The organism is Streptomyces capillispiralis, from assembly GCF_007829875.1.
Classification (GTDB): domain Bacteria; phylum Actinomycetota; class Actinomycetes; order Streptomycetales; family Streptomycetaceae; genus Streptomyces; species Streptomyces capillispiralis.
Map to the genome: position 1 here is coordinate 7,635,101 of NZ_VIWV01000001.1, position 12,091 is coordinate 7,647,191.

The following is a 12,091-nucleotide window of genomic DNA, read 5'->3' on the forward strand; positions in this document are numbered from 1 at the left end:
TCACCAGGGCAGGAAGACGTGGATGTCCTTGCCGTCGGCGTTGGCGACGACGCTGACCTGATCGCACAGCGTGTGGATCAGGTGCCAGCCGATGCCGCCGGCGCCGTGGTGCGGATGGAAGGGCCGCGGCGCGGGCTCGGTGGGGCTGGTGTCGTGCATCACCACGTGCACCCCGTCGAAGGTTCTGCGCAGACGCAGCTGGAAGGGGCCGGGTGCGTACTGGACCGCGTTGGCGGCCAGTTCGGTGACCACCAGGAGTATGTCGTCCCAGTGCTCCGGCGCCGACGGCGCCGACACCCGGGCCAGTTCGAAGAGGAACTCCTCCGCGACCAGGCGTGCGTCCGTCACGTCGTGCAGCTCCCCGGGGAAGCTGGCGACGCGGGTCGTGATCTCCTCGGCAGCCAGTGTCCTGTCCCTACGCGACTCGGGTGCCATCTCGCCTTCCGGGCCCCGCCGACGCGGGGCAGTAGTGCCGTTCTTCGCATCCTCTCGGTCTGTGGGTTCCCGCGCGGCCGGAGCCTACGCGCCCGCATGCCCGTGCCCGGTCGGTGACAAACCCGTCACGGACCGGAAGCCGTCCGGGCGGTCAGCGGAACACGTTGTCCACGTCCTCCCAGCCCGACGACTCCTCCAGCGGCCGCGTGCGCCCCGGACGCGTCCGCGACCGGTACATGGCGTCGATCTCCAGCGCGTAGTGCTCCACGATCGCGTCCCGGCGCAGCTTCATCGACGGCGTCAGCAGACCGTTGGTCACGTCGAAGGGCTGGGGCAGCACCCGGAACACCCGGATCGACTCCGAGCGCGACACACTGCTGTTGGCCGCGGCGACCGCCCGTGCGATCTCCTCCCGCAGCGCGTTCTCCTCCCGCGCCTCCCGGGCCGGCGCGTCACCGGGCAGCGTCAGCGCCGCCCGCCAGTCCGCCAGGAACTCCGGGTCCAGGGTGATCAGGGCACCCACACAGGGCCGGTTGTCGCCCACGACCACGGCCTGGTGGACCAGCGGATGCATCCGCAGCCGCTGCTCCAGGGCCGCCGGGGCGACGCTCTTGCCGCTGCTGGTGATGATGACGTCCTTCTTGCGGCCGGTGATCGTCAGGTAGCCCTCGGAGTCCAGCCGCCCGAGGTCCCCCGTCGCCAGCCAGCCGCCGTTCAGCGCGGCCCGGGTGGCGGCCTCGTCACCCACGTATCCGTGGAACACCGACGGGCCGCGCACCAGGATCTCCCCGTCGTCGGCCACCCGGATCCCGGTCCCCGGCAGCGGCTGTCCGACGGTGCCGGACTTCTCCCGCCCATACGGCTGCATCGTCACGCCGCCGCTGGTCTCGGTGAGTCCGTAGCCGTCGTGCACGTAGATGCCGATGCCCTCGTAGAAGAGGCACAGGTCGCGGTTGAGCGGCGAGCCGCCCGACGTGGCACGGCGGACCCGGCCGCCCAGCGCCGCCCGCAGCTTCCGGTAGACGGTGCGCTCGTACAGGGCGTGCTGCAGCCGCAGGTCGAAGCCGGGGCCGGGACCGCGGCTCAGCCGCTGCCGCTCCACGGCCGCGGCGAAGTCCCGGGCCGTACCGGCGGCCCGCTCGAACAGGGCACCGCGGCCCGCCTGCTGCGCCGCGCGCAGGAAGTTCTTGTAGATCTTCTCCAGCAGCGAGGGCACGGCGTACAGATAGGTGGGCCGGAAGGTGCGCAGGGCCGCGGACAGGGCCTCACCGCTGATGTCGGGTTCGTGTCCCATCAGCAGCCCGCCCCGTACGCACAGACCCTGGATCATCAGTCCGTACACGTGGGAGAAGGGGAGGAACGCCAGGACCGCCCCCTGCTCTCCCGGCGCCGCCGCCGTGTGCCCCCAGCCCGCCAGCAGGGTGTCGCAGATGAAGGCCAGGCCGCGGTGGCTCAGGACGCAGCCCATCGGACGGCCCGAGGTGCCGGAGGTGTAGGCGATGACCGCCGTGGAGTCCGGCAGCACGATCCGCCGCATCGAGTCGACCGTCGCCGGCGGGAGGTACCGGCCGCGGGCCACCAGCTGGTCGAGCGCGCCCGCGTCCAGCTGCCAGACGTGCCGCAGCAGCGGCAGCCCCGCGCACACGGACCCGACGGTCATCACGCCCTGCTCGTCCTCCACCAGCACGGCCACACAGCCGGAGTCCCGCAGGATCCACTCCACCTGGTCGCGCGAGGACGTCGGATGGACCGGGACGACCTCGGCGCCCACCGTCCACAGCGCGTGGCACAGGACGGTCCACTCGTAACGGGTGCGCGCCATGATCGCCACCCGCCGGCCCGGCGCAATCCCGGCCGCTATCAGCCCCTTGGCCAGGTCGACGACCTCGTCGCGGAACTCCACCGCGGTGATCTCCTCCCAGACGGAGGAGGCCGGGCCGGTGCGGCGGGCGATCATCGGCAGGGCGGGGGTCCGGGCCGCCGTCTCGAAGAGGCTGTCGGCGAGACCGCCGGTCAGGTGCGGGGCGGACGGGGGAGCGAGGGCGTGGTCGCGCATGCACTGCTCCTGACATGTACGGGCTGTGACTCGGCCGACGAGCAGGGTCACCGGCGGTGCCTGAATGTAGCCGAGCAGGAGCGCCACCGCGCCGGGATCGTCAAAGTGTGTCCGCACTGATGATCTCGGCACTTTCGGGGACCCGGACGGCATGAACCACATCAGTCCAGATCCCGAACCGGAACGCAGCACCGGCCTCGAACCGGGCGGCGGCGTCCCCCCGGGCGAGACCCCGCCCGCGGAGAGCAGCCTGCCCGAGGCCGGCCCGCGGGAGACCCACAACCCGTCCAAGGGGTGGGCCAGGGGCCCGCTGGCCGTGATCCTCGCCCTCGCGGTGCTGATCGCGGCGTTCTTCCTGGTCTACGCCCTCATCCTGATCCTCTGACCCACAACCGCGGACTACGCCTGGGTGTGCCGCACGCACTCCGTGACGACATCGCGCAGGCTCCCCGTGCGCTCCAGCAGGTCCCGCTGCACCTGGGCCCCGTTGCCCTCGCGCAGCAGCCGCGCGCAGCCCTCGCGGGCCCGCTCCAGGTCGCCGTTGGCCTCCAGCGCCTCGCCGACGTGGTCGAGCAGGGCGCGGACGACCGCCTCGGCGGGCATCCGGCGCATGGTCTCGGGGTGGAGCAGTTCGCCCGTCAGACCGGAGCGGGCCGCCTGCCAGGCGGCCAGCCGCAGCAGGCTCACGCCCGCGTCCAGCGGCTTGCGGCCGTCCTTCCACTCGCGCGCCGCGGTGTCCACCAGCGCGCGGGCGAGGGTGGCGATCAGCCCCGCCGTCTCCGCGTGCAGACAGACGTCGGAGACCCGGATCTCCACCGTCGGGTACCGCTCGGACAGGCGCGCGTCGAAGTACACCATCGCCTCGTCCAGGATGACGCCGGTGGCCACCATGTCCGCGACCCGCCGGTGGTACTGCTCGGCCGAGCCGAAGAGCTCCGTCGGACCGGCCGACGGCCAGCGCTGCCAGACCCGGCTGCGGTAGCTGCTGTACCCCGTCTCCTTGCCCTGCCAGAACGGCGAGTTGGCGCTGAGCGCCGCCAGCACCGACAGCCAGGGCCGCAGCCGGTCCACGACGCCGACGCCCTCCTCGTCGGACTCCACGGAGACGTGGACGTGGCAGCCCAGGACCAGCTGTTCCCGGGTGGCTATGCCGTACTGCTCCTCCATCCACTGGTAGCGCCGGTTGATACCGATGGCGGGACTGACCGGCAGCGGGGAGGTCGCGAGCGCGGCGACCGTGCAGCCGATCTTCCCGGCATGGCCGGCGGCCTCCTCGCGGCAGCGCACGATCTCCGCGTGCAGGCTCTCCATGGACGACTGCGGATGCGTGGCGAACTCCAGCATCTGCTCGTGCAGTTCCTTCTCGAACACGTCCTGGTCCGCGTCGTCCCGGGCGGCCCGCGCGAGCACCGCCGCGGACATCGCCCTGGGTTCACCCGTCTCCGGATCGACCAGGAGGAGTTCTTCCTCCACACCGACAGTGCGCACGTACTGCCGCCCTTCTGTGACTTGCCGCGACGACGCCGAGGGGTCCTCGGTCGTACGACCCCGAATGCCCCGCCCGGGGCGTCGGACACCTGACGGCGTCGTCGGGCCTCACAGATCGACCGGCGTGAGCCACACCGTGGCGAGCGGCGGCAGCGTGAGCCGGACGCGGCCGTCCTCGGGCTTGACCGGATCCGGGTGCGTGACGTCCCCGCCGCCGTAGTGCGCGGCGTCGGTGTTGAGGACCTCCTGCCAGGCGGTCACGTCGTCCCCGGCGTCGAGCTCGTAGTCGTGCCGGACCACGGGGGAGAAGTTCGACACCGACAGCAGCGGGCGGCCCCGGACGTCGTACCGCAGGAACGCGAAGACGTTGTCGTCGGCGGCGTCGACCGACACCCACCGGAAACCGGACGGGTCGGTGTCGCGCTGCCACAGGGCCGGTGTCGCCCGGTAGCGGGTGTTGAGATCGCGGACCAGGTCCCGCACCCCGCGGTGGTCGCCCGCGGAGTGGTACCCGTCGTCGAGCAGCCACCACTCCGGGCCCTGCTGCTCGGACCACTCGGCGCCCTGCGCGAACTCCTGTCCCATGAAGAGGAGTTGCTTGCCCGGGTGGGCCCACATGAAGCCGAGGTAGGCGCGGACGTTGGCGCGCCGCTGCCACCAGTCGCCGGGCATCTTCGACACCAGCGCCTGCTTGCCGTGCACCACCTCGTCGTGCGAGATCGGCAGCACGTAGTTCTCGCTGTAGGCGTACACCATCGCGAAGGTCATCTCGTGGTGGTGGTACTTGCGGTGCACCGGCTCGTGGGAGACGTACTCCAGCGAGTCGTGCATCCAGCCCATGTTCCACTTGAAGCCGAACCCGAGGCCGCCGGTGTCGGTGGGCCGGGTCACCCCGCCCCACGCCGTCGACTCCTCGGCGATCGTCACCACCCCGGGGCAGCGCCGGTACACGGTGGCGTTCATCTCCTGGAGGAACGCCATCGCCGCCAGGTCCTCCCGGCCGCCGTACGCGTTGGGCTCCCACTGGCCGTCCTCGCGCGAGTAGTCGAGGTAGAGCATGGAGGCGACCGCGTCCACCCGCAGGCCGTCGATGTGGAACTCCTGGCACCAGTACACGGCGTTCGCGACCAGGAAGTTGCGCACCTCGGTGCGCGCGAAGTCGAAGGTGTACGTCCCCCAGTCGGGGTGCTCCGCGCGCCGGGAGTCCCCGGGCTCGTACAGCGGGTCACCGTCGAACCGGGCCAGCGCCCAGTCGTCCTTGGGGAAGTGCGCCGGCACCCAGTCCATGATCACGCCGATCCCGGCCCGGTGCAGGGCGTCGACCAGGTACCGGAAGTCGTCGGGGGTGCCGAGGCGGGCCGTGGGCGCGTAGAACCCGGTGACCTGGTAGCCCCAGGACGGGCCGAAGGGGTGCTCGGCGACCGGCATCAGCTCGACGTGGGTGAAGCCGAGGTCCTTGACGTACGCGGGCAGCTGCTCGGCCAGCTGACGGTACGTCAGGCCCGGTCGCCAGGACGGCAGGTGCACCTCGTACACCGAGAACGGCGCCTCGTGCAGGGGCGTCGCGGCCCGCCGCGCCATCCACTCCCCGTCGCCCCACGCGTACCGCGAGGAGGTGACGACGGACGCCGTGTTCGGCGGTTCCTCCGTGCGGCGGGCCATCGGGTCGGCCTTGAGGAACCGGTGGCCGTAGCGGGAGTGGATCTCGAACTTGTAGCAGGTGCCCTCGCCGACGCCCGGCAGGAACAGCTCCCACACCCCGGACGAGCCGAGCGAGCGCATCGGGAACGCCGTGCCGTCCCAGTGGGTGAAGTCCGCGGCGACCCGCACCCCCTGCGCGTTGGGCGCCCACACCGTGAAGCGGGTGCCGGTGACGCCCTGGTGCGTCATGGGGTGGGCGCCGAGCGCCGTCCACAGTTCCTCGTGCCGGCCCTCGCCGATCAGGTGCAGGTCCAGCTCGCCGAGCGCGGGCAGGAAGCGGTACGGGTCGTGCGTCTCCACGGCCTCGTCGTCCCCGTAGGCCACCGCCAGGGTGTACGCGGGGATCGCGTCCAGCGGGAGCACGGCGGAGAAGAGGCCGTCGCCCTCCGAGACGAGCGGGGTGCGCTCGCCGTCGACGACCACGCCCACCTCGCGCGCGAAGGGGCGCAGCGCCCGGAACGCGATGCCGCCGGGCACCGGATGGGCGCCGAGCAGCGCGTGCGGATCGTGGTGGGCGCCCGCCAGCAGGCGCCCCCGGTCGGCCGGGTCGAGGGGCGGCGCGGTCCCGTGGACCGGGCCGTCGGGGGCGGACGGGGCGGGCCCGGCCGATTCGGGAAGCGGGGTGTCACGCAGGGCCACGGCTTCAGTCTCCTCTCACGGCGAGGCGCTCGATCGCCGCCATGGGTACGGGCAGCCAGTCGGGTCGGTGCCGGGCCTCGTACAGCACCTCGTACACGGCACGGTCGGTCTCGTAGGCGCGGAGCAGACCGTGCTTCTTGCGCGGGTCCCAGCCGGCGCGGGCGGCGTAGCCCGCGCAGTAGGCCTCGCGGCAGCGCCGCGCCCACTCCGGGCGCCAGGGGCGGCGCTGCCGGGCGGCGTAGTCGAAGGAGCGCAGCATCCCGGCGATGTCCCGCACGGGCGAGTGGGCGCTGCGCCGTTCGGACAGCGGCCGGGACGGCTCGCCCTCGAAGTCGATGACGAACCACTCGCGCCCCGCCCGCAGCACCTGCCCGAGGTGCAGGTCGCCGTGGATGCGCTGGGCGGGCGGCCCGGCGTCGCAGGTGGCCAGCGCCGCGAAGGCGGACCGCAGCCCCGGCACGAACGGCTGGAGCGCGGGGACGGCGTGCGCGGCGGCGGTCAGCCGCTCGGTCATCGCCGCCGCCGTCCGCCCGTTCTCGCCGGGCTCGCCGACGGGGAAGGCCGAGGACAGCGCCAGGTGGACGTCCGCCGTGGCCCGGCCCAGGGCGTGCGCCTGCGCGGTGAAGTCGTCACCGGAGGCCAGCGCGTCGAGGGCGAGGGTCCAGCCGTCGGAGGCGTCGCGCAGATACGGCTGGAGCACGCCGAGCGTCGCCTTGAACGGATGCGTGGTGCGGAACCAGGCCACGGGGGCGGGCACGCGGTGGCAGCCCTGGCGGGCCAGCGCGCCCGGCACCTCCAGGTCCGGGTTGACTCCGGGCTGGATGCGCCGGAACAGCTTCAGGATGTACTCGTCGCCGTACACCAGCGAGGAGTTGGACTGCTCGGCGGTCATCAGCCGCGGCACGAGCCCGGCGGGCACCGGCTGGGACGCGTCGCACCCGAACCGCAGGGGGCCCGCCGTGCCGGGGCGGCGCAGCCGCTCCAGGAGCAGTTGGGCGGCGCGCGGGTCGTGCAGGGCGTCGTAGACCGCCAGACCGGCCAGCTGTCCGTCCCGCACCCTGCCGATCAGCGCCTTGCCCAGACGCGGCGAGGGGTGTTCCCGTACGCCGAGGAGGAGCTGGTAGCAGTCACCGGCCGGGGCCGTGCCCCCGGGGACGGGCACGCCGCCGTGACCCGCGTGGACCAGCAGGTGCAGACAGCCCGGGAACAGCTCCGTCATCGACAGCACGCCGAGGTCGGTGACGGGCCGGTCCTTGCCGGCGAACCAGCGCTGGAGCGGCAGCCACTCGCGCAGCAGCCCGGCGAGCGATTCCATGGGCTCGGCGGGCGCGCTCCGTGGGCGCAGGAATGCGGTCTTCGTCATGGTGACGCCTCCTTACGCCGGCACACGCTCACAGTCGTCGGCCGATGCGGGATGCGACTCGGGTGAGCCGGAACCAGTAGAAGCCGTGGCCCCCGAGGGTCAGCAGATACGGCAGTTCTCCGATGGCGGGGAAGCGCACTCCGCCGAACAGCTCGACCGGATGGCGTCCGTCGAACTCGCGCAGGTCGAGCTCGGTGGGTTGTGCGAAGCGTGAGAAGTTGTTGACGCAGAGCACGAGGTCGTCCTCGTATTCGCGGAGAAAGGCGAGGACGGCGGGGTTGGAGGAGGGCAGTTCGGTGTAGGTGCCGAGTCCGAAGGCGGGGTTCTGCTTGCGGATCTCGATCATGCGGCGGGTCCAGTGGAGCAGGGAGGAGGGGGAGGCCATGGAGGCTTCGACGTTGGTGACCTGGTAGCCGTAGACGGGGTCCATGATCGTGGGCAGGAAGAGGCGTCCGGGGTCGCTGGAGGAGAATCCGGCGTTGCGGTCGGGGGTCCACTGCATGGGGGTGCGGACGGCGTCGCGGTCGCCGAGCCAGATGTTGTCGCCCATGCCGATCTCGTCGCCGTAGTAGATGATCGGCGAGCCGGGCAGGGAGAGCAGCAGGGCGGTGAAGAGTTCGATCTGGTTGCGGTCGTTGTCCAGGAGCGGGGCGAGGCGGCGGCGGATGCCGATGTTGGCGCGCATGCGGGGGTCCTTGGCGTATTCGGCCCACATGTAGTCGCGTTCTTCGTCGGTGACCATTTCGAGGGTGAGCTCGTCGTGGTTGCGCAGGAAGATGCCCCATTGGCAGCCCGAGGGGATGGCGGGGGTCTTGGCGAGGATCTCGGAGACGGGGTAGCGGGATTCGCGGCGGACGGCCATGAAGATGCGGGGCATGACGGGGAAGTGGAAGGCCATGTGGCATTCGTCGCCGCCGGCGCGGTAGTCGCCGAAGTAGTCGACGACGTCCTCGGGCCACTGGTTGGCCTCGGCGAGCAGGACCGTGTCGGGGTACTGGGTGTCGATCTCCTTGCGGACCCGCTTGAGGAAGGCGTGCGTGGCGGGCAGGTTCTCGCAGTTGGTGCCCTCGGCCGCGTACAGGTACGGCACGGCGTCCAGCCGGAACCCGTCGATGCCCAGGTCGAGCCAGAACTTCAGGGCCGCCAGGATCTCCTCCTGCACGCGCGGGTTCTCGTAGTTGAGGTCCGGCTGGTGCGAGAAGAAGCGGTGGAAGTAGTACTGCCCGCGCACCGGGTCGTACGTCCAGTTCGACGCCTCGGTGTCGACGAAGATGATCCGGGCGTCGGGGTAGCCCTTGTCGTCGTCGGCCCACACGTAGAAGTCGCCGTAGGGTCCGGTGGGGTCCTTCCTGGACTCCTGGAACCACGGGTGTTCGTCGCTGGTGTGGTTCATGACGAAGTCGATGATCACGCGCATGCCGCGCTGGTGCGCCGCGTCCGCGAACTCGACGAAGTCGGCGAGGTCGCCGAAGTCGGGGAGGACGGCGGTGTAGTCGGAGACGTCGTAACCGCCGTCGCGCAGGGGGGACTTGAAGAAGGGCGGCAGCCAGAGGCAGTCGACGCCGAGCCACTGCAGGTAGTCCAGTTTGGCGGTCAGGCCCTTGAGGTCGCCGACGCCGTCGCCGTTGCTGTCCTGGAAGGAGCGGACGAGCACCTCGTAGAAGACGGCGCGTTTGAACCACTCCGGGTCCCGGTCCTTGGCGGGGGTGTCCTCGAAGGTGTCCGGCACTGGCTCGTTGACGGTCATCGCGTTCCTGACCCTCCGTTTCGCGGTGCGGCGGGCGGTCGCTGGACGTGCAGGACATGCGCGGGAGCCCGCCCCGGCTCCAGCCGCACGTAGTTGGCGCCGCCCCATCGGTAGGTCTCGCCGGTGAGCTCGTCGCGCACTGGTACCGGCTCGTGCCGGTCCAGGCCGAGCTGCGGCATGTCGAGGGAGACCGTGGCCTCCTGCGTGTGGTGGGGGTCGAGGTTGGCGACCACGAGCACCACGTCGGAGCCGCTGCGCTTGCTGTACGCGATGACGGAGTCGTTGTCGGTGTGGTGGAAGCGGAGGTTCCTGAGGTGGTGGAGCGCGGGGTGTTCCCGGCGGATGGTGTTGAGCCGGGTGATGAGGGGGGCGATGGTGCGGCCCTCGCGTTCGGCGGTGTCCCAGTCGCGGGGGGTGAGCTGGTACTTCTCGCTGTCGAGGTACTCCTCGCCGCCTTCGCGCAGGGGGGTGTTCTCGCAGAGTTCGTAGCCGCTGTAGATGCCCCAGGAGGGGGAGAGGGTGGCGGCGAGGACGGCGCGGACCTCGAAGGCGGGCCGGCCGCCGTGCTGGAGGTAGGCGTGCAGGATGTCGGGGGTGTTGGCGAAGAAGTTGGGCCGCATGTAGGAGGCGGCCTCCCCCGAGAGTTCGGTGAGGTACTCGGTCAGTTCCTGCTTGGTGGTGCGCCAGGTGAAGTAGGTGTAGGACTGCTGGAAGCCGATCTGGGCGAGGGTGTGCATCATCGCGGGGCGGGTGAAGGCCTCCGCGAGGAAGATCACGTCGGGGTCGGCGCGGTTGATCTCGCCGATCACCCGTTCCCAGAAGACGACCGGTTTGGTGTGGGGGTTGTCGACGCGGAAGATCCGTACGCCGTGGCCCATCCAGAACCTCAGGACGCGGACGGTCTCGGTGATGAGGCCGTCCATGTCGGCGTCGAAGGCGATGGGGTAGATGTCCTGGTACTTCTTCGGGGGGTTCTCGGCGTGGGCGATGGAGCCGTCGGGGCGGTGGTGGAACCACTCGGGGTGTTTGTGGACCCAGGGGTGGTCGGGGGAGCACTGGAGGGCGAAGTCGAGGGCGACCTCCAGGCCGAGGGCGCCGGCGCGGGTCACGAAGCGGGTGAAGTCCTCGATGGTGCCCAGGGCGGGGTGGACGGCGTCGTGGCCGCCCTCGGGGGAGCCGATGGCCCAGGGCACGCCGACGTCGTCGGGGCCGGCGTCGAGGGTGTTGTTGGGGCCTTTGCGGTAGGTGGTGCCGATGGGGTGGATGGGCGGGAGGTAGACGACGTCGAAGCCCATCGCGGCGATCGCGGGAAGGCGGCGGGCGGCGGTGTCGAAGGTGCCGTGGGGCTGCTCGGGGGTGCCCTCGGAGCGGGGGAAGAACTCGTACCAGGAGCCGTACAGGGCCCGTTCGCGTTCCACCAGCAGGGGCAGCGGGTCGCTGCTGGTGACCAGCTCCCGCAGCGGGTGGCGGGCCAGCACCGCGTCCACGTCCGGCGTCAGCGCCGCCGCCAGCCGGGTGGCACACGGCAGACCGTCGTCGCGCAGGGTCTCCGCCACCGCGCGCAGCACGTCCTGCCCGTCGTCCTTCGGCACCCCGGCGGCCGCGCGGTCGAAGAGGTCGGCGCCCTCCTCCAGCACCAGCCCGGTGTCGATGCCCGCCGGCACCTTGATCGTGGCGGTCCGGCGCCAGGTGGCGACCGGGTCGCCCCACGCCTCGACGCGGTACGTCCACCGGCCCGGCGCGTGGGCGGCGACCTCCGCGCCCCACCGGTCGGAACCCGGCGCCAGCTCCCGCATCGGCGTGAACGGCCCCGGACGCCCCTCGGGATCCTTCAGGACGACATTGGCGGCCACCGCGTCGTGCCCCTCACGGAAGAGGGTCGCGGTGACCTCGAACGCCTCGCCCACGACGGCCTTCGCCGGCCGCCTGCCGCAGTCGACGGACGGCCGGACGTCCCGTACCGGGACACGGCCGATGGTCCGGGTCGTCTTCATGGGGCTGTGCACCTCCGCCGTGCTCGGCGCCCGGGCCGTTGCGCCGGACGTGGGACCGCATGGAGGCGGGAAGGTCCTCACCTTCCCGCCGGGGAGCGCCGCTCGACGGCGGGCGGACCCCGCCTGACCGCCGCGGCCGGACGGGGCCTGTCGTTCTGCTCCTGCAGATAGGTGCCGAGGGTGCTGCGCAGGTACCGCTCGGCGGCGTCCGCCGCCTCCCGCGCGCAGCGCTTGCCCATCAGCACGCAGAGCGTGTAGCCGGAGTCCTCGAAGGTGGCCCGGACCGTGTGGTCGGTGGGGGCCGCCAGCATCACGCGTTCCCAGGCCCGGTAGCGGCGCAACTGCCGGGCGACTTCGGCTTTGGCGGGTAGCAGCATGGCGCCGTTCACCTTTCCGGGGCTCGATGGGGGCGCGTTGTCCCGACGGTCGGGCGGCGGCCGTGCGCACGGATGCACGGACCCGTAACGGCGATCGAGGTCTTCACACATGGTGCACGCGCGATGACCCACCGTCTTGTTGGAATTTCAATCACCAGGGGTGGGGTCCGCGGCCGGTCACGGCCGTACGCCGCCCGGGTGCCGTCACGGGGACCCCACGGGCCGCTCGTGTTGCACGAATGGACCAACCCCCTCACCCTGAAGGTGACTCAGAAGCGATGCCCGCTCACG

At 71.7% G+C, this 12,091-nt stretch carries 9 protein-coding genes; 1 reads left to right on the top strand and 8 read right to left on the bottom strand.

The features are described from left to right. Entirely contained in the window at nucleotides 1–435 is a 435-nt protein-coding gene (locus tag FHX78_RS33375) for an ATP-binding protein (protein ID WP_145871069.1), read from the bottom strand. 151 nt (nucleotides 436–586) lie between these two features. After that, nucleotides 587–2,491 carry an AMP-dependent synthetase/ligase gene (locus tag FHX78_RS33380; protein ID WP_145871070.1) on the bottom strand — a complete coding sequence of 635 codons (1,905 nt, stop codon included), beginning with the start codon at nucleotides 2,489–2,491 and terminating at the stop codon, nucleotides 587–589. A 151-nt stretch (nucleotides 2,492–2,642) separates the two neighbouring features. Here FHX78_RS33380 and FHX78_RS33385 point away from each other — a divergent pair, with 151 nt between their 5' ends. After that, a complete protein-coding gene (locus tag FHX78_RS33385; protein WP_145871071.1) occupies nucleotides 2,643–2,876 on the top strand; it encodes a DUF6480 family protein in 234 nt (77 codons plus the stop codon). 14 nt (nucleotides 2,877–2,890) lie between these two features. On the opposite strand, the gene FHX78_RS33390 is transcribed toward FHX78_RS33385, so the two are convergent. The 6 genes from FHX78_RS33390 to FHX78_RS33415 form a co-directional block, all read right to left on the bottom strand. Then, nucleotides 2,891–3,979: a glutamate--cysteine ligase 2 gene (locus tag FHX78_RS33390; protein ID WP_145871072.1), complete on the bottom strand. Its 1,089-nt coding sequence runs from the start codon at nucleotides 3,977–3,979 to the stop codon at nucleotides 2,891–2,893. Between the two features lie 108 nt (nucleotides 3,980–4,087). After that, complete coding sequence (gene glgB, locus FHX78_RS33395; RefSeq protein ID WP_145871073.1) at nucleotides 4,088–6,319, bottom strand: 1,4-alpha-glucan branching enzyme; 2,232 nt, start codon at nucleotides 6,317–6,319, stop codon at nucleotides 4,088–4,090. Nucleotides 6,320–6,323: 4 nt separating this feature from the next. Next, nucleotides 6,324–7,682 carry a maltokinase N-terminal cap-like domain-containing protein gene (locus tag FHX78_RS33400; protein ID WP_145871074.1) on the bottom strand — a complete coding sequence of 453 codons (1,359 nt, stop codon included), beginning with the start codon at nucleotides 7,680–7,682 and terminating at the stop codon, nucleotides 6,324–6,326. A gap of 28 nt (nucleotides 7,683–7,710) precedes the next feature. Further along, complete coding sequence (gene treS / locus FHX78_RS33405; protein WP_145871075.1) at nucleotides 7,711–9,429, bottom strand: maltose alpha-D-glucosyltransferase; 1,719 nt, start codon at nucleotides 9,427–9,429, stop codon at nucleotides 7,711–7,713. Further along, a complete protein-coding gene (locus FHX78_RS33410) occupies nucleotides 9,426–11,423 on the bottom strand; it encodes an alpha-1,4-glucan--maltose-1-phosphate maltosyltransferase (protein ID WP_145871076.1) in 1,998 nt (665 codons plus the stop codon). Before FHX78_RS33410 ends, treS begins: the two co-directional genes overlap by 4 nt. Before the next feature lie 77 nt (nucleotides 11,424–11,500). Beyond that, nucleotides 11,501–11,800 (bottom strand): DUF5133 domain-containing protein, encoded by a 300-nt coding sequence (locus FHX78_RS33415; RefSeq protein WP_145871077.1) that lies wholly within the window; start codon nucleotides 11,798–11,800, stop codon nucleotides 11,501–11,503. Between the last annotated feature and the right edge of the window lie 291 nt (nucleotides 11,801–12,091).